The sequence below is a fragment of the Streptomyces liliiviolaceus genome, from assembly GCF_018070025.1.
In the GTDB taxonomy this organism is placed as follows: Bacteria; Actinomycetota; Actinomycetes; order Streptomycetales; family Streptomycetaceae; genus Streptomyces; species Streptomyces liliiviolaceus.
On record NZ_JAGPYQ010000001.1, the window covers coordinates 4,555,189 to 4,574,677 of the forward strand.

The window sequence follows — 19,489 nt, forward strand, 5'->3', positions numbered from 1 at the left end:
AGCCCGAAACCCGAACCGGAACCAAACACAAATCACAGGACCAAACGCTCCCTGCATTGTTCTGCGGGTCGTGGTGAGCCCTTCGTATGGTTGACGCGCCCAGGGGCGCCGAGTGTGGTTCAAAACGCTCTGCCGTTGGTGGCTTTGACTGATTGGCCGCTCGGCGCCCCCGACCGCCTCGCCGGCTTCGGCGGAGTCGCGCCAGTGCCCCGCGACTCCGGCAAGATCAGAGGGAACCTGCACCGCCCGCGACGCTACAACCGCCGCCTCCAGCGAGTCTTCTACACCTCGGCGTTGTTCAGCATCCGGCACTGCGAGGCGTCCCGCCGTTTCTACGAACGCAAACGCGCCGAGGGGAAGAGCCATATCCAAGCTGTCCTTGCCCTCGCACGCCGCCGCGTCAACGTTCTCTCGGCTCTCCTGCGCGACGGACGACGTTACGAGGTCACCCCTCCGGTCACCCTTGCTGCTTGACAAACAGCATTAGGAATCAGTCAGATTTGGTTCTGCCCGCCGTCGACGTAGATGTTCGCGCCGACGATGTAGCTGCTCTGTCCGGAAGCCAGGAACGACACGGCGGCGGCGACCTCATCAGGACGCCCTAGGCGGCCCTTGGCCACGGTAACGGCGACATTCTCCTTGACCGCGGACAGTGCCTCCTCACCGCCGAAGATATTGACGAGTCCCGGAGTCTCGACCCCGCCCGGCGACACCGCGTTGACCCTGATGTTCCGGCCCCTGAGTTCGTTGGCCCAGGTCCGTGCGAATGACCGGACGGCGGCCTTGGACGCCGCGTATGCACCGAACGCCTCCGCGCCGTTGTCGGCGGCTGTAGACGAGATCAGGATGACCGAGGCACCGTCATTGAGCAGTGGGAGCGCCTTCTGCACGGTGAACAGAGTGCCCCGGACGTTGACTCCGAAGGTCTGGTCGAAGTGGTCCTCAGTGGTCTGCTCCAGCGTGGCCAGCACGCCGCCCGCCGCGTTCGCGACGAGCACGTCCAGTCCCTGCCCCCGGGCGCGGACCGCGTCGTAGATTCGGTCCAGATCGGCTGCCTCGGAGATGTCGCCGACCACCGCGGTGGCCCTGGACGTTCCGATGGTCTCGACAGCGGCGTCCAACTCGGTCTTGCGCCGGCCTGTGATGAACACGTGCGCGCCCTCGTCTGCCAGACGTGCGGCGATGGCCAGACCGATTCCGGTGCTGCCACCGGTGACAACGGCCGTCCTGTCCTCAAGCTGTCCCATGCGAATGCCTCCATAGCGCTCTGTCTTGATCTGCTTCGACAGCCATCCTTCAGGAGCACTCCGGTACGGTGCATCATGTGCAGTCCACACTTCTTTACGTATCGTCCAGAAAGGAGGAACGCGTGCTCGGCTTCAGCGATCCGATCGCCGACACCATCGGTCTTCTGCGCCCTCGGACCGTGATCGACCCCGCTCTCCACGCGGCAGGGCCGTGGGCGCTGCGCTTCGATCAGTCCTCGCATGTCAAGATTGGTGTCATCGCGCGCGGCACGTGCTGGCTGACCCTTGACGGGCACAAGCCCGTACGGCTGGAAGAGGGCGACTTCTACCTGCTGGGCAACCCCCCGCCCTACGTGCTGGCCAGCACACTCACCGCGCCATCGCGACCCGCGAAGCCGCTGTGGGAGAGCGCCGAGGACGGTGTCGTACGCATCGGGTCAGAAGCCGAGGAAGACACGTACCTCTGCAGCGGGTTCTTCTCGTTCGAGGACACGAACGCTCCGGTCCTGACCCAGGTCCTCCCGCTGTTCGTGCTCGTCCGTGCCGCAGACCCCCGCGGCAAGCTCCTGGCACACCTCAGCGAGCTCCTGGTCTCCGAGACCAGAACCGCCGCCGCCGGCAGCTCTCTCGTCCTGAACCACCTCGCACAGGTCCTGTTCGTTCACATGCTGCGCGCCCACGCCGAGCAGGCCGATCAGCCCACCGGTTGGCTGGGGGCGCTCAACGACGACGGTATCGGCGCCGCACTTCGTGCCATGCACACCGACGCGGCACACCCCTGGACGCTCAAAGAGCTGGCCGACATCAGCCACATGTCACGTTCCGCGTTCGCCTCATCCTTCAAGGGCCGGGTCGGAACCACCCCGCTGGACTATCTGATCCAGTGGAGAATGAGCCTCGCCCGCGACGCCCTGGGCCGCGGCACGCGAACGATCTCCGAACTGGCGTTCATGATCGGTTACCAATCCGAAAGCGCGTTCAGCACCGCATTCCGCCGCGTGGTCGGTTCCTCACCCAGACAATTCCGCGATGCATCGACCTGCGCGGTCAACGGCCGACCGGAGCAGGGCCACTGACCTTGACCACGAACTCTGACAGGATTCATCCGTCAGCGCCGTGCACGGAGACGCCGATGGGACCTGGGCTTGCCGGGGCCCATGCAGCGGCGCCGGGCGCACAGGTGCGGCCGTAGGTCACAGAGGGTATCGAGTGCTCTCACACACAAGCAGACCTGTTCGTCACGAAACGGTGACTCCTCCCCCATAGCACTCATAAGTGCCCCACCTGAACCGCTACGGTCAACGCTTCAACAGTCAGTCAGGGGGACGACATGGCCAACCCGTACACACCACCGCAGCCGCCAGCCCGCACCGCACCGAAATGGGCGCGCAAACGGTACGTCCTGCCCGCGATCGGCTTCGCGTTCCTCATCGGTATCGGCGCAGGAGCCGGGAGCCCCGAGCCCAAGGCCGCCACGAAAGCGGCAGCCAGCGAAGCCCGCCCCACTTCAACCGTCACGGCGACCGCCACCGTGACGGAACCCGCAGAAGCGAAACCCGCGCCCACCGTTACCGCGACGAAGACCAAGACCGTCAAGGTGAAGGTCACCGTCACCGCCCAGCCTGCAGTCGATAACGGCAGCGGTGGCGGTGGCGACGACAGCAGCAACGGCGGCAGCGTCTACTACCAGAACTGCGATGCGGCCCGCGCCGCCGGCGCCGCACCCGTCCACCGCGGCGAGCCCGGCTACGCGGCCCACCTCGACCGCGACGGCGACGGCATCGGCTGCGACACCTGACAGTCCTGCCCTCTGTCTACACGGCCAGGAGCCTCGTGCAGTCTGCCGAGCCTGGACCTGAGCGGCGACAGCGCCGGCCTGAGGAACCAGTGCAGGAGCGCCACAGAAAGCACCCGGCACGCCTGAGCGTTACTTGTTCACAGTGTCGGTGCTCGCCTGGTCCATGAAGATAGCAACGTGAGCGGGAGGCATCCCTGCCAGCGTGCCACCGACGGGTGACGGCCGCTTCGCGCCGTCGATCATCGCGCGCGCGGCCTCGGGCGATACGGGGGCAACCGGGTGTTCGAGGTAGAAGCGCTTCTCCTCATCGCCGGTGATCCCGTCGGGGATGGCAGGGGCGTACGGCCAGAAGTAGAGGGGCGTCTCGGGCTCGATCCGCCAGCTCTCGGCGAGCGGGCCGGCATCGACCACGTCGTAGCCGACCGCTTCCAAGAACCGCGTCACCGCCGTCTTGGCAGCAGGGTCGTTGCCCGCGATCGGAAGGGTCGTCCGCTCAGTGTCGCCCTTCGGGCGGGCGTTGGAGTACATGTGGTTCCAGTCCAGGTTGTGCAGGCCCTTCACGACCAGGGAGTCCGTGAAGTGCCGCTGCACGAGTTCACTTGAGGTGAGCTTCCCGGCATCGAGTTCGACGTTCCGCCAGAACTCCGGGTAGTAGTTCGTCTGGTCCAGGACGACCTTCCCGGCCAGCTTGTCGGCGGGCAGGGCCTCGACGCTCGCGAGCGGGACAGGAAGGGCAATGATGTCGCCGGCCTCGATCGCCTCCTCGACCGTTGCGGCGCGCGCCAGCGGACCGAGCTCCGATACGAGTTCCGCGATCGACTCCGGGCCTCGTGAATTGCTGAGCACAACGCTGTAGCCGGCGTCGACAGCCAGCCCGGCGACGGAGCCGCCGACCAGGCCAGAGCCGATGATTCCGATGGTGGGTGCCATCTTGGGTATCTCCTTGGATGAAAAGCGCTGCCAGCCGGCGGCAGGTTCCGCGGTGCCGGTGATGCGCTGGGACTGACACGTCGATACTCGGCCTGGTCACAGGGGTGCACCAGGCGCTGTCGTCCCTGGTAGCGCCGGTACCACCCAGCCCCTCACCAGCAGGCTCATACTGGATTCATGACCACCCACACCGAACTCGGCCCCGCGCTGCGGGCGTGGAGAGAGCGCATCGGCCCGGCCGCGGTCGGTCTGCCGGTTGCGGGAAACCGACGGGTTCCGGGCCTGCGCCGTGAGGAACTGGCCGTCTTGGCCGGCATCTCCGTCGACTACCTCGTACAGCTCGAACAAGGCCGCGCGAAGAACCCCTCCCCCCAGGTCCTCACAGCCTTCGCACAGACCCTGCGGCTCAACGCCGTGGAACGCGAACTGCTGTACCGGCTGGCAGGCGTACTCGTCCCACCGTCCGGGACGGTGCCACACGAGGTGCCGCCCGGCGTGCAGCGCATGATCGACCGGATGAGCGACACCCCGCTGGCGGTCTTCACCGCCTCCTGGGACATCGTGCAGAGCAACCCGCTCTGGGGTGAGCTGTTCGGCAGCCCGGCCGAGGCCGATGCCCGGTCGAGCAATCTGATCTGGGGGCACTTCGCCGCCCCGCCCGCACCCGGCGCTTCCCGCATCGAGCGCGACGCCGCACACGCCGACGCCTTCGAGCGCATGATGGTGTCCGACCTGCGCCGGGCCGCCGACCGATACCCCGACGACCGCGCCGTCACCGAGCTGATCAACGGGCTGCGGGAATCCAACCGACGCTTCGCCGATCTTTGGACCCGCTACGAAACCCGGCCGATCGGGCGCTCGCACAAGACAGTTGTCCACCCCGAGCTCGGCGAGATCGTCCTCGACTGCGACATCATGACCATCGAACGCGCCGACCTGCACATCGTGCTGAACTGGGCTGCTCCGGACACCGGCGCGGCCGAGAAGCTCGCCCTGCTCCGCGACCGCGTCACCACAGCAGCACACTGAAAGTCGACACCACGGCGGGTGCAGCCATTGGACTCAACCTGCAGGTCTTGACAGGGAACGCACCTGGTCCGATCACACGACCCACCTCATCCACGAGTCACAGACCCTGCGGGCCGAACTCGTCCACGAACCCGATCCTCGCGAGGCCGCCTGGACGTTCGCCGCCTACGAGACCCCCGTCTCCGACCGCATGTGGCACCTCACCCTCACCGCCACGACTACCGACCCCCTGTTCCAGTCCCTCCTGACCAGCCTCACCCACGGAGAAGCCTGGGACACCGCGCTGGGCAGCTCCGTCACCGAGCGGACTGTTCCACCCCTACGCGGCCCCTCACCGAAGCCGGCTGGAAGCACACCATCGACGGACGCCACATCCGCTGGCCCCCGGCGACGCCGGCGTGCAGTTCGATGCCCTCGCCGCCTGGACCCTGTGGGCCGGCACCGACATCGACCGCCCCACCTGAGCCATTCACGCCTCCCGCTACATCCCCGCCCCGCTCCTGATCGCCCTCACCGAGGACCTCGCCCACAACAGCACCCGCCAGACACGAACCACCCACACCGAAAGAACACCGGCACCACCGCACCGACCCACCCGCCAAGGGCAGTTGGCCCTGCAGCTGCCCCCGCGCGCTGACCCAACCGTCCCGCACGCACAAGCGGCCCACCGGCGCCCCCGGCCGGCACAGAGCAGCCTTCCAAATGACAGACAGCAGGCTCCGGGCCAGCCAGCAGCCAAGGGCGGGGCCACATAGCGTGGGATCGCCGGTTGGCCAAACCGGCGATCCCACGCATCATTAATGCTCCACCGCCATGAACTGCCCCCTCGCCGAAGGGAGGAGCCCTCGACGCCCGACGCTCACGGCCAGGACGCCGTGGCACTGTCACGCTGCCGCGTAGCTCGCCCGAAACAGCTCCTGCGCCCGTCCCTCGGCGTACGCAACTGCACCTCCAGATCACCCGTTCCGTGATGCCCCAGCCCGGACACGTCCCGAGTGAATCAGTGGTTGGATAACACCTGTGCCCGGCACGGCGGTACGGCCGTCCCGGGCGCAGGCGCGTCCCCAGGTCACTCGGTGATCAGGTAGGCCCTTTCGATCGTCTGGGTCACGGTGTTGCCCGCCCGGTCGGTCAGCTTCGCGCGCAGCGACACGGAACCCGCTCTCGCCGGGTGCTTCAGCGAGAGGTGCGTCCCGCCGACGGACTCGGCGGGCTGCCAGGTCCCGCCCTCGTCGTACGACACCTGGAAGGCGAGCGCGGCCGGGCGCTGTCCGGCCGCCGCCCCCTCGACAGTGAAGGGCACCTCGAAGTGCCGGCCCGCCTTCGCGGTGCTCGCCAGGGTCAGCTTCGGGCTGAAGCGGACCGTGGACAGCGGCACCGGGGCGAAGTCGCCTTCAGGGGTCCTGGCCGAGCGGAAGGTCCACTCAGTGTGGACGCGGGTGCTGACCGGATACACGGCCGTATCACGGGAGTTGTCCACGGTCAGCCGGTACGCGGTGTCCCCGGCGGGCAGGGTGTACTCCGTCGGGCCGGTGGTCGGCTCGACGCCGTACTCGTCGGCGATCTCCTTGCCGTCCGCCTCCAGCCGGGACGTCACCGAGACCGGCTCGCTCAGACCCCAGTGCCCGGAGCCGTCGCCGAACAGCGGCAGGAAGACCCTGAGCGTGTTCCCGTCACGGCCGACACCCGGGTAGCCACGGCCCGGCCCGAGGTCGTCGGGGCCGTTCAGGACCGGCCCGAAGACGCCGATGCCGAATCGCTCGACATAGGTGCGGCCGGCCCTCCAGTGCCTCGGCATGCGCATCAGAAAGCCCTCGAAGACCGCGTCCTGGCCGTCGCCGAAGCGCTGCCAGGTGCGCACCGACCACTTCACGCCGTTGTCGAGGACGTACTCGGTGCTCCGGTACGGCAGGTCGCCGCGCATGTCGCTCCCGCCGGGCACCAGACGGCCGTCGGGCAGGTGCGGGGTCACCTCGGCCTGGACGCGCCGACCGTCGACCGGCTCGCCCACCTCCAGGTTCACCTTGGCCAGCTGCTCCCGCCCGATCTTCGCGGTGAAGCCGTCCAGGCTGCCCTCCCGGTACCAGCTCAGGTGGTAGTTGACCGGTCTGCCGTCCTTGCCCTTGCCGGTCCAGCGGCCGGAGAACAGGGAGGTCAGCCCCGTCACCGAGCCGTCCGGGCCGAGCCGCCCGAACCGGGAGCCCACGAAGGTGGGCATCAGGAACTCAAGATGGGCGTCGTCGAGCCCCTCGCCCCGCCCGTACTCGACGGTGACCGCGGCGTCCTCGTTCACGGCCCCCGCGTCGGGCACGGTGATGTCCACCGGTTTCGCCTGCCGGGCGTCGACCTCCACGGTCGTGTCCCGGTCCAGGCGGAGCCTCGGCTGGACCAGGACGGCGCGCTCGGCGGAGCCGGTCGACGGGTGGATCACCCCGTTGAGGAGGTAATCGGCCTTGGGCAGCCGAACCGTCAGCTCGCCGTCCCGCTCGTCGGCGTACTCGGCGTAGAAGCTGCCGTTCAGGTCCGCGACGGAGGTCACGGCGTCGCCGGTCACCCTGCCGTCCTCGTCGGTGTGCCTGAGCGTCAGGTCGTACGACTCGACCTCGCGTTCCACCCCGACTGCGGACCGCACCTGGATCCTCCCGTCGGCGGAGGAGGCCGTGACCGAGCCGCCGAAGCTGCCGTCCACGGTTCCGGCACGGGTGTCCGCGGTGACCTCCGCGCTCGCCTCACCGCCCGCAGGGACCGTGATCTGCTGCGGAGAGACGGTGAACATGCCCTCGGCGGCGAGCTCGCGGTCCACTCCGTACGCGTCCACGGACAGGTCGAGCGTGACCGGATCGGTGCCGAGGTTGCGGTAGGTGAGGTTCTTGGTCCGGGCCGTGTCGTCGTCGTGCGGCCACTGCTGGACGCCGAAGTCGAGGCTGCCCTGCTCGGTGACCACGCTCTCGTCCAGCGCCCGAACCAGATCGACCCGTCCGGTGCCCTGCTGGAAGGAGCTGTACGTGCCCGGCTTCGCGGAACCGGTCAGCACCGCCTTGATCCGCTCACCGCGCCAGCCGGGGTGCTGCTGGGCGAGGATCGCCGCGGCGCCCGCCACATGCGGGGTGGCCATCGAGGTGCCCTCGATCGTCAGGTAGCCGGGAACGTCCGAGGGATACAGGTCCGCCAGGACACTGTCGGCTGCGGCCGCGGCGGTGATGTCGACCCCCGGCGCGGTCAGGTCGGGTTTGACCCCGCCGTCGCCGACGCGCGGACCGCGGCTGGAGAAGGCGGCCAGCGCGTCGGACTTGTCGACCGCGCCGACGGTCAGGGCGGACGCCGCGCTGCCCGGTGAGCCGACGGTCCGTTCGCCGTCGCCGTCGTTGCCGGCCGCGATGACGAAGAGGGTGCTGGACTCGGCGGAGAGCCGGTCGACCGTCTCCTCCATCGGGTCGATGCCGGGGAGATCCGGGCCGCCGAGGCTCAGGTTGACGACGTCCGCGCCCTGGGCCACCGCCCACTCCATGCCCGCGATGATCTCGGAGTCGTGGCCCTCTCCCCAGTCGTTCAGGACCTTGCCGTTGAGGAGTTCGGCGCCGGGCGCGACGCCCTTGTACTTCCCGCCGCTGCCCGCCACGGTGGACGCCACGTGTGTGCCGTGTCCGTACCTGTCGGTCGTGCTGCCGGTGCCGCTGAAGTCCTGCTCCGCGACCACCTTGCCCGCGAGGTCGGGGTGGGCGGTGTCGATGCCGGTGTCCAGGACGGCGACCTTGGTGCCGGTGCCGTCGAAGCCCGCGGCCCAGGCGGTCGGCGCGCCGATCTGCGGGACGCTCCGGTCGAGCGAGGCCCGGCGCTTCCCGTCGAGCCACAGCTTCTCCACGCCGGCCGTGGAGGCGAACCGCGCCGTCCCCGCGGCCGAGTTGTCGGTCACGGCCTTCCAGAACCCGGCACCGCGCTTCTTCGCGGAGCGCATCGCCCTGCCGTTGACGACCGGCAGCTGTCGGCCCAGCCGTGCCCCGGCCGCGGTGAACGGGCTCGTGGAAGGAGCGCTGTTGCCGTGGAAGGTGACGATCAGCGGGAGGTCGGAACGGCCCGCGTCGTCGTAGCCGTCCTTGACCAGCTGGGTGACGTCGAACAGCCGGGGATCCAACCTGCCCTGCGCGAGCAGAAGTTGGGCATCACCGGGAACGACTCGGATATGCCCGGCGACGACCCGGACCGAGAACGGCATACCCTCGCGGCCCTGGGCCCGCTGCACCCCGGAGACCTGTCCGGTGCCGTCCACCAGAACCCGGTCGCCGGTGACGAGCGTGACCGTCCTGACGGCGGAGGCCGTACGGGTGCTCTTGCCCGAGGCGACACCGACGGCTCCCGCGCCCACCGTTCCCGTACCGACCGTTGCTGCGCCGACCGTTCCCGTGCCGACGGCTCCCGCCCCGGTCGGCAGCCCGGCGAGGACCAGGGCCGCGGAGGCCACCCCCGCGGCCAGGGCCGCGCGTCTGTGGCGTACGCGTAACTGCATCTGAACTCCAATTGGTCGGTGGATCAGGACTCACGGGGCGGTGGGACCCGTGATCAGGCGGCCGTCACGGTCGTACGGCCAGACATTGGGGACACAGCCGTGCAAGCCCTTGATCTGCTGCATCATCGCCGGGGCCAGCCGACCCTCGCCGGGGCAGGTGACATGGCCGTGGCCTAGGAAGTGGCCCACCTCGTGGTTGATGATCAGGGAGCGGTACCCGACGACGTCCTCGGTGTAGAACTCGGTCGCCAGGACCCAACGTCTGAGGTTGACCATCACGTCGTCGTGCACACTGCAATTGACCTTGCCGCCGGTGTCGAGGCCTCCCCCGGCGCAGATCGCGTCGACAGTTCCCGGGGTGGCGAGGCGCACCCTGAAGTCGGTGGGCCCACTCGACACCCGCTGGAACGCCGAGTGGCCGTCGGCCGTCCAGCCGCGCGGGTCGGCCAGGGTCCACTCCACCTGTTCGGCCACGTCCGCGGGGGAGATCGTCAAGCCCTTCTCCACCTCGACCCGGTACCGCAGGGGCGTGCCCCTGCCGACCTTCTCGCCCTCGCCGGAAGCGGTGACGAAGGCCCCCGGGCCGCTCTCGGGCAGGGGGGTGGTGGAAGCGCCGGCCGCCGCGCTGCTCCGGTCCGGTCCCGGCTGCTCACCGGCCCGCGGCACAGCCGGAGTTCCGGAGGGCATGGGAGAGGCGGTCACAGGAATCCCGGACGGCACGGTCGCCGTGGGCGATCGTCTCGCGTCGGACGGCAGCCACGCCATCACCGCGCCACCGACCGCCGCGAAGACCGCCAACGCGACCAGACCACCGGTCAGTCGGCCCCGCACCCGCCGCGCGGAGCGTTTCCGGCGACGACCGCCGCCGGGCTTTCGTTTGTGCGCTGTCACGGTCGTTCACGATGTGATCGCCATGTGATCGGACCTGGCCCGGAAGGTAACGAAACGATAACCCTCCTCGTGGTCATGCCGATGTGGATACTGTGCGCATGTCACGCGTACTACTGATCGAAGACGATCCCGCCGTCAGGGAGGGCGTCGCTCTGGCCCTGCGTCGGCAAGGACATGACGTCGCCGCCGCCGCGACCGGCGAGGAGGGCCTTGACCGGCTGCGGTCCTTCCGGCCGGACATCGTCATCCTCGATCTGATGCTCCCCGGCATGACCGGCCTGGAGGTGTGCCGCACCGTACGGACCCTCGACCAGACCCTGCCGATCATCATGGCGACCGCCCGGGGGGACGAAGTCGACATCGTTGTCGGCCTGGAGGCCGGCGCCGACGACTACGTCGTCAAGCCCGTCCTGGCCCGCGTGCTCGACGCGCGCATACGTGCCGTCCTGCGCCGGACGGCCGGGGCCGCGCCCGGTGCCGAGGGCCTTCCGAAGATCCACACCTACGGCGAACTGGCCGTCGACCGGGCCGGTCTGACGGTCGCGCTGCACGGCGAGCCGATCGCCCTCGCCCCCTCCGAGCTGCGGCTCCTGCTCACCCTGACCGCCTCACCGGGCCAGGTGTTCAGCCGTCAGCAGCTTCTGGAGGCGGTCTGGGAGCACGACTACCACGGCGACGCCCGTCTGGTGGACGCCTGCGTCAAGCGCCTGCGCACCAAGATGTCCGAACCGCCGCGCGCACCCCGGTACATCCACACCGTGCGCGGCTTCGGCTACCGATTCGCGGCGCCGTGAGGAGGCGCCGGCTGCGCGGACTCCGGTTCCGCCTGGTGGTGGCCTTCGGACTCGTCGCCGCGATCTCCGCGGTCACGACCGGTGCCCTGACCTTCCGGGAGGCCCGCACCGGAGTGCTCCAGCAGAGTCAGGACGCCACCATCAGACAACTGCGCACCCAGCTCAACCAGCAAGCGGCCGAACTCGCCCTTCCTCCCGAGCGGTCAGCGCTGCGGAAGTTCGCGCAGGACTTGGCGGCCACCGAGTCCCGGGGCAACTGGCGGGTCTTGGTAACCTATGGAGACCTCAGCGGCTCCTCCGCCTCCGGCGACCCCTTCACCGAGGTGACGCCCGCTCTGCGCGAGGCCGTCGCATCCAGCCGGGCCACCGTCTTCCAACGAGTCCGCCACGACGGCCGCACCTCCCTCGCCGTCGGCATGTCGATCCTCTTCAGCACCCAGCGCATCCCGGACAGCGTCGAGACGCCCAGCGGCGCCCGGGTGTTCCTGGTGGTCCCGCAGACCACGGAGCAGGCCTACGTCGACGCCCTGGTGACCGCGGCCGAACGGGCCATGGTGGCCGCCCTGGCCCTCGCCGTGGTGCTCGCCCTCCTCGCCGCGCGCGGAGTGCTGGTCCCGGTGCGGAAGCTGCGGCTCGCCACCCGCCGGGTCGCCGAGGGCCGTCTGGACACGCGGCTCGCGGTCAACGGCTCCGACGAACTCGCCGAGCTGTCCCACACGTTCAACGAGACGGCTGCCGCGCTGGAGACCTCGGTCGCCGAGCTGCGTGAGATGGAGGCGCGGGCCCGCCGCTTCGCCGCCGACGTCTCGCACGAACTGCGCACCCCGCTCGCCGCGATGTCGGCGGTCACCGACGTCCTCGACGAGGACGCCGCCCGACTGGACCCGGACACCGCCACCGCGGTCCGGCTGATCAGCACGGAGACCGTCAAACTCGCCCGGCTCGTCGACGACTTGATGGAGATATCCCGCTTCGACGCGGGCGCCGCGGTGCTCCACCTGGACGAGATCGACCTCGCCGAGTCGATCCGGCGCACCCTCGCCTCCCGCGGCTGGACGGACACGGTGGAGACCGAACTGCCGCCGCCGCACGCGGTACGCGCACGGGTCGACCCGCGCCGCGTCGACGTGATCGTCGCCAACCTGGTCGGCAACGCCCTCAAGCACGGCGCCCGTCCGGTCATGGTGCGCCTGAGCGGTGACGACACGGTGGCCGTGATCGAGGTCCGGGACAGCGGCCCCGGCATCCCGTCCCACGTCCTGCCGCACGTCTTCGAGCGGTTCTACAAGTCCGACAGCGCCCGGATCCGCTCCGAGGGCAGTGGCCTCGGCCTGTCCATCACCGCCGAGAACGTCCACCTCCACGGCGGTACCGTGCGCGCCGCCAGCCACCCGGCGGGCGGTGCCGTCTTCACCATGGAACTCCCGCTGCGGCGGGCGGAGCCGACCGAGGAGTACCGGCCATGAAGGCCCTGCACCGCGCCCCGATGCTGGCGCTGCTCGCCGTCACCTCCTGCGGGATCCCCGCGACCGGCGTGGTCGAGGCGGGCGGTCCCGCGAGCGGGGCCCTGCCACTCACGCCGGTCTACTTCGTCGAGAACGGCCGACTCGCCGCCCTGCCGCGCCACACCGGCCGGCCCGGCGACCCCACGGACGCGCTGCGGCTGCTGATCGCAGGTCCACTGGCCGGCGAAAGGGGCACCGACAGCACCGACGGTTACACCACCGAGTTGCCCCTCCTGCCGACCGCCATGGCACCGCCGTCGGCCGCCGTCGACGTTTCGGGGGGCTCGCCGTCGGACCCGTCCGGCGCAGCCGGGAGCGCGACGGACACCCCGACCGTGACGGTCGCGGGGAACGTGATGACGATCCGACTGCCCGCGGGCATGGCCGGGTTGAGCGATCTCGGGGTGCGGCAGCTGGTGTGCACGGCGACCGCCGCGTACCGCCTCACCCGCCCTAGCACCGGGGCGCTGACCGTGGCAGTGACCGGCGGCGGACACCTGGTCAGGATGTCGGACGCGCGCTGCCCCAGTCGATGAGCAACCTCCCCCGCCGGAGCGGCCGCGGTGTCCGCCTGCTGGAGCCGGCTCAGGAGCTGGTTCCGGCAGGCGAGGAGCTCGGTGAGGATACGGCGGGCGGCGCACAGGAGTTCGGCGACGTCACCACCGGCCAGCACGTAACTCACCGTGGAACCCTCCCGGATCGAGACCACGATGCCGGACCGCCTGAGGACGGCCAGCTGCTGGGAGAGGCCGGACGGCTCGATGTCGATGTCGATGTCAGCGAGCAGGTCACGGACGGGCACCGGCCCGTGCTGGAGCAGCTCCAGGCCCTCCACCACCAGCCCGGCCCCATCATCCTCGCTCCTCCGACCATGGGCGTGAGCGCGCTGTCGAGGAACGTGAATGGCGCCGCTACCCGGACTCCGCACCGATTCCAGCCCGGTCGTACCTGCGTCGAGAGCTGAGCGCGTACAAAGCTGCCCGAGCCACCGGCCCAGAGGCCGACAGGTCCCACTCCCCCGCAGGTGCAAGGGCGCCGGCCGAGGGACCGAAGCCTCTCTACTTCACCGCTGCCGACAGCGCTCGCGGTGCTTCCCGAATTTGTGCGCGCCCGCCGTGGCGCCCGATCGTAGGAAGAATCGTGTCTGCTGATCTGCAGCTCCGCATCCATGTGAACCGGCAGCTCACTGTGCAGGAGTCCCGCCACAAGCTCGCCCGGGACATGTGCCACGGCAAGCGCGGCACCATCCACCATGCATACCGCGACGGGATGGAGGACCAGCTCGGCGCGCTCGGCCTGGTCCTCAACGCCATCATGCTCCGGACGACGAAGTACATCGACGCCGCCGTCACCCAGCTCCGCGCCGAGGGCCACGAGCCTCGCGAGGAGGACATCGCCCGGCGGTCCCCGCTCAAACACCGCAGCCTCAACCTGCTCGGCCGCTACAGCTTCACCGCCAGCGTCCCGGCGCCCTGCGCCCGCTGCGCGACCCGGAGGGGCCGGAAGTGGACGAGGACGACGACGCGGCATAATTCCGGAGGAGGTGGAGCCTAGTTGGTACCGGCGGTCAGCTCGCTGAACAGCTTGTTCGCCGACTCGGAGGCGAACTGCCGCTGAAGCTCGGCGCGCGCGATCTGCTTCTTGAACTCGCCCTCGCAGCCGGTGAATCCGGCGTTGTGCATGGTGTCGGTGATCCACGTGGCGAATGCCTGGTAGTTCCAGATGTGCGGCAGGCAGGTCTGCGAGTAGCTGTCGAGGAGGCTGGAGTCGCCCTCCTTGGCCTGGTGGATCACCGCGCGGGCGAAGACCTCGGTGTCGTGCAGAGCGAGGTGGATGCCCTTGGCGCTCATCGGCGGCACGATGTGCGCGGCGTCGCCCAGGAGGTAGAGGCTGCCGTAGCTCATCGGGTCGAAAACGACGCCGCGCAGCGGAACGATCTGCTTGGACAGGATCTTGCCCCGCGAGGGCGGCGTGCCGAAGCGGGCCTCCAGCTCGCTCCAGATGCGCTCGTCCGGCCACTGCTCGGGGGTGTCGTCGACCGCGCACTGCAGGTAGATGCGGCTGGCTTCGGGGCCGCGGGGGATCATCCCGGCCAGGCCCAGTTCGTGGATCGCCATGCCCGAGGGCTTGGTCTCGGTGGCGGCCAGGACGCTGAGCCAGGAGTAGCCGTACGCGTGGGAGTACTCGGTCAGCGCGGAGGCGGGGACGGAGCGGCGGGAGACGCCGTGGAAGCCGTCGCAGCCGGCGACGAAGTCGCACTCGATGGCTCGCGCCGCACCACCGGCGTCGCGGTAGCGCACCGTGGGGCGGCCCTGGGTGAGGTTCTCCAGGGCGACGTCCGCGGCTTCGTAGCGCAGGTCACCGCCCTCCCGCAGGAAGACCTCCGTGAGGTTGCGCACCAGGACCTGCTGCGGGCAGTACAGGCTCTCGTTGTTGTCCTCGTCCACGTCGATCGGCATCGCGTGGCCGTCGATGTAGAAGCCGCCCTCGCTGTGCGGGATGGGGTCGCCCGCCAGGACCTCCTCCAGGCCCCATTCGCGGAACAGGCGCACCCCGAAGGTGTCGATCGTTCCGGCGCGCTGGCGCTTCTCGACGTAGGCGCGCGGGTGCTTCTCCAGCACGATGCAGTCGACGCCGTTGTGCAGCAGGAAGTTGCCGAGGGTCAGACCGGCGACGCCGGCCCCGATGATGACGACGGCCGTGTCGTCGCGTGTCTCAGTCATACGTGGGAGCCCTTCATGATCCGTGCAGTGGTCGGTACGCGCCGAGCGCGTACACCGCGGCGCCGGCCGTGAGGGCCGGCGCCTGCTCGCTCTCCACTGTGAAGACCTGACGGCCCGTGAACCACTGGTAAGTCGACACCCGATACCGGAAACCCGCCAAGACGGCACAGGCCTCGCGCACCATGCACCCCATCACCGTAAATAGGGCGAATGAATGGGGGTGGCTAGCGCGCGTGGATGCGGAGACCGGCCTGGTAGCGGCCGGGGGTCTGGCCGAGGACTTCGGTGAAGGCGTCGATGAAGGTGGAAGGGTTGGACCAGCCGCACGCGACCGAGGTCTCCGTCACCGTCATCCCGTCGGTCAGGTGCGCGAGAGCGTGGTGGATGCGCAGGGTGGTGCGCCAGCGGTGGAAGCTCATGCTCAGCTCGGTGTGGAAAAGACGGCTGAGCGTGCGCTCGCTTGCTCCCACCGCCCGGCCCAGCTCGGCCAGGGTGGAAGTCCGGGCGGGCTCCGCGCGCAGCAGGTCGGTGGCGGCGCGCAGCCGGTCGTCGCTTGCTTCAGGAAGGTGCAGGGAGGTCTCTGCGGCGTCGGCCAACTCGTCCACGATCACGGCGAGCAGGCGCCGGTGGGCGCCGGCCCGCCGTTCCGGCTCGTCGGTGAGTGCCAGGAGGGCCTCGCGCAGCAGCGGGCTCACCGCGAAGACGCTGGGGTGGTCGATGAGCTCGGCGCACAGGTCGAGCGGGACGGACACCAGCCGCACGTCGGTCTGGCCGTAGAAGCGGTGCGAGTGGGCGAAGCGCGGGGGCGTCCAGGTGATCCGGTCCGCCGGGGCGACCCAGGTGCCGCGCTCCGTCGCCGTGGCCAGGGCGCCGGCGGCGGCGTAGACCAGCTGGCCCTGGACGTGGCTGTGGGGGTCGAGCTGGAAGCCGTGCGGCAGCCAGGCGCCGCCCTGCAGGATCTGATCCTCAGCATCGGCGGGCGCCGGTGAGGGATGGCGGGTTGTCGGCATCAGGCACCAGTTTACCGGTGGTCTCACACAGTGCGCCACGCCGACAGTGGTCGCATGACCACGATGACGCTCAAGTCCCGTCCCCGGGGCAGGTAGCGATGGCCTCCCGGATCCAGCGCCCACACAAGCGGCGGATGCTGTCGTTGACCGTGCAGGGAAGCGAGCAGCCCAGTCCACACTTCATGACCGTCAGACTGGGCGGCGAGGACGTCCAGCACCTTCAGCGATCAGGCTTCGACCAGGCCGGACGCCTGTTCTTCGCCGACCTCGACGACGACGCCACCGAGGTGCTCCCGCCCAGCAGCGAGCGGTGGATTCTCCAACTCACGCTCCAGGGCGGCAAGCAGTGTCCGCAGATGAGGACCTACTCGATCCGGCGGTTCCGGCCCGAGGCGTCGGCGTTCGACATCGAGATCTCACTCCACGCGGACGACAGCCCCGGCGCAGCCGGCCCGGGCACCCGATGGGCGCGCGCCGCCCAGCCTGGCACCAGGGTCGCGTTCCTCGACGAGGGACACAGCTACCTGGTCCCTGGTGTCCAAGTGCCGTGTGGCCGTCGGCGAGGACACGTCCGCGAACCGACCCGATGCCCCCGATGCCCTCGGCTCGGCCCGTGAGCCGGCCGCCCGGCCCGCCGGGCGCCCCGTCCAGGGATCGCCCACCAGCACCGCCGGAACGCCTCACGACCCGGCGCCACCGCGTTGGCCCGTACACGGATGGCGCGGGGGCTTTCCAGTCAGGCCCCGGCGCCGCCGTCGACCGGCAGGATCGCGCCGGTCACCATGGAGGCGCGGTCACTGAGCAGCCAGGCCGCCGCTTCGGCGACCTCACGGGGCTCGGCCATGCGGCCGAGCGGGGTGGATGCCTCGATGCGCTCGACGATGCCGGGCGTGGCGGCTTCCCAGGCGTCGATCATCTCGGTGGCGGTGCCGCCGGGGGTGATGCCGTTCACCCGGATCCCGGCAGGAGCCCAGTTGACCGCGGCCGTCTCGGTGAGGCTGTTGAGGGCACGCTTCATCGCCCCGTACGCGGGCAGGGCCGGGTTCGCACGGCGGCTGCCGATGCTGGAGGTGTTGACGATGGCCCCGCCGCCGCCCTGGCGCATGAGCGCGGCCTCGGCGTTCATGGCGGTCCAGTGTGCGCGGAAGTTCACGGTGAACTGCTCGTCGATGTCCGCGTCCGTGGTGCTGTCGACCGGGCCGGGCTGCTGCTGGCCGGCGGCGCCGTTGTTGAACGCGCCGTCGAGCCGTCCGTGGCGTTCCCCGACGCGGTCGATGGCGGCACGGATGCTCGCACGGTCGGCGAGGTCGAGGGTGACGGCGTCGGCGACGCCGCCGTCCGCGCGGATCTCGGCGACGAGGCGATCGAGGGCGTCGGCGCTCCGGGCGGCGAGCACGACCTTCGCGCCCTCCCGTGCGAAGAGCCGCGCCGCGGCAGCGCCGATGCCGCGGCTGGCGCCGGTGATGAACACGACCTTGTCGTTCAGCAGGCCGATGGGGGTGTGGGTGGTGTCGTTGGTCATGCCGGAAGTGTTCGCCGGTTCCGGCACCGGATGCAGGCACAAGTCGTACCAGGATGGCGCCCGGCCGGGCGCGCACACTCGGTGTATGGACAAACAAGAGCTGGGGGCCTTTCTGCGGAGCCGTCGCGAACGGCTCCGGCCCGAGGACGTGGGTATGCCATCGGGTCCGCGGCGCCGGACACCGGGTCTGCGCCGCGAGGAGGTGGCGGTCCTCGCGCACATCTCCACGGAGTACTACGTCCGTCTCGAACAGGGCCGGGCCGCCTCACGTCCCTCGGCAGAGGTCCTCGTCGGCATCGCGGGCGCCCTGCTGCTCACCGACGCCGAATCCGATCATCTTCATGTCCTCGCCGGTACCGCGCCCAGCAACACGAGACGGCACCGGCGCGACGTCCGCCCGAGCATCCTCGCCCTGCTCGAACGGCTTCCCCAGACGGCAGGCTTCGTCCTGTCCGCCACGTTCGAGGTGCTCGCGTGGAACGACCTCGCTGCCGCTCTCATGGAGGACTTCGGCGAGCTCACGCCCAGGAACCGCAACCTCGCCCGCCGGGCATTCCTCGGTCACCACTCCCCCGGCGCCCCGCCCTACGGCGTGCGGGACCTCACCGAGTTCCGGCACCAGGCCGTCATGAGCCTGCGCAGCACCCTTGCGCGCTATCCCGCCGACCCCGCGGTCACCGAGCTGATCGGCGAACTCCGCGAGGGCAGTGCCGAGTTCGTCGCGCTCTGGGACCGTCACGACGTGCTGGCCACGCCCACCCTCACGAAGACGTTCCACCATCCCGCCGTCGGCAGGATCACTGTCGACTGCGACTCCCTGGCCCTCACCGAACGCGACCAGCACCTGGTGCTCTACAGCGCCCCGCACGGGTCTCCGAGCGCTGAGGCGCTGGCCCTCCTCAACGTCCTGGGAGCGTCGGCCATCGACTACCGAAGCCCCTGACATGACGCCGTGAACCCCAGAGGGCATATCGCGCCCCAGCGCGGTGGGATGCGCGCCTGTACCGCCCCGGGCGGGGTGTGCCCGGGGCATGACGGGCCGTCGTGCGTATCCGGGGGATCAGGCGGCCGTGATGCTGTGACGAGGTGCGGGTGCGGGTGCGGGTGCGGGAGACCGTCCGCGCCGGACCCGCAAAGGGCCAGGCGCCCATGCCGGTAGGGCGCCAACAGCCCATGCATCCGTGAGACTTCAAGGACTTCGTCAGTCGACGGGTGAAAGCGCAAGGCTACGATCTCGCCACCCAAGACGGCCGGACCAGGCTCGCCAAGGACACCGGCCTGTCACAGAACGTCATAACCGCCATTGCGACGGGGAAGGACAGCCCCCCGAGGCTGCTATATCGCGTCAAGCAGTTAAGGGAAGATCTTCAAGGTTTCCGGGCGTACTCCGGTTCGGGTGTTCGAGCAGCTTGAAGATCTGGCGGCAGATGGTCCGCTTGAGACACCGTTGCGCGTCCCGGGAGGTCTTGCCCTCGGCCGCGCGGCGAGCGACATAGGTCTTGGTCGCCGGGTCCAGCTGCATCCTGATCAGCGTGA

General features: G+C 69.8%; 17 protein-coding genes and 4 pseudogenes. 11 read left to right on the forward strand and 10 right to left on the reverse strand.

What is annotated here, in order from left to right:
• Positions 1–168: 168 nt before the first annotated feature.
• Positions 169–474 (forward strand): annotated as a pseudogene (locus tag J8N05_RS19950) (transposase); the annotation flags it as partial.
• 20 nt (positions 475–494) lie between these two features.
• On the opposite strand, the gene J8N05_RS19955 reads toward J8N05_RS19950, so the two are convergent.
• Complete coding sequence (locus J8N05_RS19955; RefSeq protein ID WP_210884644.1) at positions 495–1,247, reverse strand: SDR family NAD(P)-dependent oxidoreductase; 753 nt, start codon at positions 1,245–1,247, stop codon at positions 495–497.
• Positions 1,248–1,369: 122 nt separating this feature from the next.
• On the opposite strand from J8N05_RS19955, the gene J8N05_RS19960 reads away from it, so the two are divergent.
• Together J8N05_RS19960 and J8N05_RS19965 are read left to right on the forward strand one after the other, a co-directional pair.
• Positions 1,370–2,323 carry an AraC family transcriptional regulator gene (locus J8N05_RS19960; RefSeq protein ID WP_210884645.1) on the forward strand — a complete coding sequence of 318 codons (954 nt, stop codon included), beginning with the start codon at positions 1,370–1,372 and terminating at the stop codon, positions 2,321–2,323.
• A gap of 254 nt (positions 2,324–2,577) precedes the next feature.
• The gene (locus J8N05_RS19965) at positions 2,578–3,045 is read left to right on the forward strand and encodes an excalibur calcium-binding domain-containing protein (RefSeq protein WP_210884647.1); all 468 of its coding nucleotides are present in this window, start codon (positions 2,578–2,580) and stop codon (positions 3,043–3,045) included.
• Positions 3,046–3,174: 129 nt separating this feature from the next.
• On the opposite strand, the gene J8N05_RS19970 is transcribed toward J8N05_RS19965, so the two are convergent.
• Positions 3,175–3,975, reverse strand: a complete 801-nt coding sequence (locus J8N05_RS19970) for an NADPH-dependent F420 reductase (protein ID WP_210884648.1) — start codon at positions 3,973–3,975, stop codon at positions 3,175–3,177.
• 177 nt (positions 3,976–4,152) lie between these two features.
• Between J8N05_RS19970 and J8N05_RS19975 the strand changes: the two genes are divergently transcribed.
• Together J8N05_RS19975 and J8N05_RS47415 are read left to right on the forward strand one after the other, a co-directional pair.
• Complete coding sequence (locus J8N05_RS19975; RefSeq protein ID WP_210884650.1) at positions 4,153–5,004, forward strand: helix-turn-helix transcriptional regulator; 852 nt, start codon at positions 4,153–4,155, stop codon at positions 5,002–5,004.
• A gap of 106 nt (positions 5,005–5,110) precedes the next feature.
• Entirely contained in the window at positions 5,111–5,641 is a 531-nt protein-coding gene (locus J8N05_RS47415; protein WP_247706736.1) for a DUF317 domain-containing protein, read from the forward strand.
• 247 nt (positions 5,642–5,888) lie between these two features.
• Here J8N05_RS47415 and J8N05_RS47420 read toward each other — a convergent pair.
• From J8N05_RS47420 to J8N05_RS19990, 3 genes and pseudogenes are all read right to left on the reverse strand, one after another.
• Positions 5,889–6,004, reverse strand: a pseudogene (locus J8N05_RS47420) (DUF5655 domain-containing protein); the annotation flags it as partial.
• Between the two features lie 69 nt (positions 6,005–6,073).
• Entirely contained in the window at positions 6,074–9,508 is a 3,435-nt protein-coding gene (locus J8N05_RS19985; RefSeq protein ID WP_210884652.1) for a S8 family serine peptidase, read from the reverse strand.
• Between the two features lie 30 nt (positions 9,509–9,538).
• Complete coding sequence (locus J8N05_RS19990; protein ID WP_210884654.1) at positions 9,539–10,399, reverse strand: DUF3152 domain-containing protein; 861 nt, start codon at positions 10,397–10,399, stop codon at positions 9,539–9,541.
• Between the two features lie 98 nt (positions 10,400–10,497).
• Between J8N05_RS19990 and J8N05_RS19995 the strand changes: the two genes are divergently transcribed.
• The 3 genes from J8N05_RS19995 to J8N05_RS20005 are packed head-to-tail and all read left to right on the forward strand — an operon-like array spanning position 10,498 to position 13,234.
• The gene (locus J8N05_RS19995; RefSeq protein WP_210884656.1) at positions 10,498–11,193 is read left to right on the forward strand and encodes a response regulator transcription factor; all 696 of its coding nucleotides are present in this window, start codon (positions 10,498–10,500) and stop codon (positions 11,191–11,193) included.
• Entirely contained in the window at positions 11,190–12,659 is a 1,470-nt protein-coding gene (locus tag J8N05_RS20000) for a sensor histidine kinase (RefSeq protein WP_210884659.1), read from the forward strand. The genes J8N05_RS19995 and J8N05_RS20000 overlap by 4 nt, the downstream gene beginning before the upstream one ends.
• Positions 12,656–13,234: a hypothetical protein gene (locus J8N05_RS20005; RefSeq protein ID WP_210884661.1), complete on the forward strand. Its 579-nt coding sequence runs from the start codon at positions 12,656–12,658 to the stop codon at positions 13,232–13,234. The genes J8N05_RS20000 and J8N05_RS20005 overlap by 4 nt, the downstream gene beginning before the upstream one ends.
• A 26-nt stretch (positions 13,235–13,260) precedes the next feature.
• On the opposite strand, the pseudogene J8N05_RS47425 reads toward J8N05_RS20005, so the two are convergent.
• A pseudogene (locus J8N05_RS47425) lies at positions 13,261–13,602 on the reverse strand (ArsR/SmtB family transcription factor); the annotation flags it as partial.
• Positions 13,603–13,829: 227 nt separating this feature from the next.
• Between J8N05_RS47425 and J8N05_RS20015 the strand changes: the two are divergent.
• Positions 13,830–14,230, forward strand: a pseudogene (locus J8N05_RS20015) (Tn3 family transposase); the annotation flags it as partial.
• An 18-nt stretch (positions 14,231–14,248) separates the two neighbouring features.
• Here the strand turns inward: J8N05_RS20015 and J8N05_RS20020 are convergent.
• Entirely contained in the window at positions 14,249–15,421 is a 1,173-nt protein-coding gene (locus tag J8N05_RS20020) for a 4-hydroxybenzoate 3-monooxygenase (protein ID WP_210884665.1), read from the reverse strand.
• A 224-nt stretch (positions 15,422–15,645) separates the two neighbouring features.
• Positions 15,646–16,431 carry a helix-turn-helix domain-containing protein gene (locus J8N05_RS20025; RefSeq protein ID WP_210884667.1) on the reverse strand — a complete coding sequence of 262 codons (786 nt, stop codon included), beginning with the start codon at positions 16,429–16,431 and terminating at the stop codon, positions 15,646–15,648.
• A 134-nt stretch (positions 16,432–16,565) separates the two neighbouring features.
• Between J8N05_RS20025 and J8N05_RS20030 the strand changes: the two genes are divergently transcribed.
• Positions 16,566–17,048, forward strand: coding sequence for a siderophore-interacting protein (locus tag J8N05_RS20030; RefSeq protein WP_407699920.1), 483 nt, complete (start codon positions 16,566–16,568; stop codon positions 17,046–17,048).
• 119 nt (positions 17,049–17,167) lie between these two features.
• Here J8N05_RS20030 and J8N05_RS20035 read toward each other — a convergent pair whose 3' ends face one another.
• Positions 17,168–17,953, reverse strand: coding sequence for an SDR family NAD(P)-dependent oxidoreductase (locus tag J8N05_RS20035; protein WP_210884671.1), 786 nt, complete (start codon positions 17,951–17,953; stop codon positions 17,168–17,170).
• 85 nt (positions 17,954–18,038) lie between these two features.
• Here J8N05_RS20035 and J8N05_RS20040 point away from each other — a divergent pair, with 85 nt between their 5' ends.
• On the forward strand, positions 18,039–18,896 hold the full coding sequence (locus tag J8N05_RS20040) for a helix-turn-helix domain-containing protein (protein WP_210884672.1): 858 nt from the start codon (positions 18,039–18,041) through the stop codon (positions 18,894–18,896).
• A 402-nt stretch (positions 18,897–19,298) separates the two neighbouring features.
• Here J8N05_RS20040 and J8N05_RS47430 read toward each other — a convergent pair whose 3' ends face one another.
• On the reverse strand, positions 19,299–19,475 hold the full coding sequence (locus J8N05_RS47430) for a hypothetical protein (RefSeq protein ID WP_247706822.1): 177 nt from the start codon (positions 19,473–19,475) through the stop codon (positions 19,299–19,301).
• Between the last annotated feature and the right edge of the window lie 14 nt (positions 19,476–19,489).

Bases quoted from the DNA above. Each gene is read 5' to 3' on its own strand.
- J8N05_RS19955 (WP_210884644.1), bottom strand. From the start codon at position 1,247: ATGGGACAGCTTGAGGACAGGACGGCCGTTGTCACCGGTGGCAGCACC.
- J8N05_RS19965 (WP_210884647.1), top strand. From the start codon at position 2,578: ATGGCCAACCCGTACACACCACCGCAGCCGCCAGCCCGCACCGCACCG.
- J8N05_RS19970 (WP_210884648.1), bottom strand. From the start codon at position 3,975: ATGGCACCCACCATCGGAATCATCGGCTCTGGCCTGGTCGGCGGCTCC.
- J8N05_RS19975 (WP_210884650.1), top strand. From the start codon at position 4,153: ATGACCACCCACACCGAACTCGGCCCCGCGCTGCGGGCGTGGAGAGAG.
- J8N05_RS19985 (WP_210884652.1), bottom strand. From the start codon at position 9,508: ATGCAGTTACGCGTACGCCACAGACGCGCGGCCCTGGCCGCGGGGGTG.
- J8N05_RS19995 (WP_210884656.1), top strand. From the start codon at position 10,498: ATGTCACGCGTACTACTGATCGAAGACGATCCCGCCGTCAGGGAGGGC.
- J8N05_RS20005 (WP_210884661.1), top strand. From the start codon at position 12,656: ATGAAGGCCCTGCACCGCGCCCCGATGCTGGCGCTGCTCGCCGTCACC.
- J8N05_RS20020 (WP_210884665.1), bottom strand. From the start codon at position 15,421: ATGACTGAGACACGCGACGACACGGCCGTCGTCATCATCGGGGCCGGC.
- J8N05_RS20025 (WP_210884667.1), bottom strand. From the start codon at position 16,431: ATGCCGACAACCCGCCATCCCTCACCGGCGCCCGCCGATGCTGAGGAT.
- J8N05_RS20030 (WP_407699920.1), top strand. From the start codon at position 16,566: ATGCTGTCGTTGACCGTGCAGGGAAGCGAGCAGCCCAGTCCACACTTC.
- J8N05_RS20035 (WP_210884671.1), bottom strand. From the start codon at position 17,953: ATGACCAACGACACCACCCACACCCCCATCGGCCTGCTGAACGACAAG.
- J8N05_RS20040 (WP_210884672.1), top strand. From the start codon at position 18,039: ATGGACAAACAAGAGCTGGGGGCCTTTCTGCGGAGCCGTCGCGAACGG.
- J8N05_RS47430 (WP_247706822.1), bottom strand. From the start codon at position 19,475: ATGCAGCTGGACCCGGCGACCAAGACCTATGTCGCTCGCCGCGCGGCC.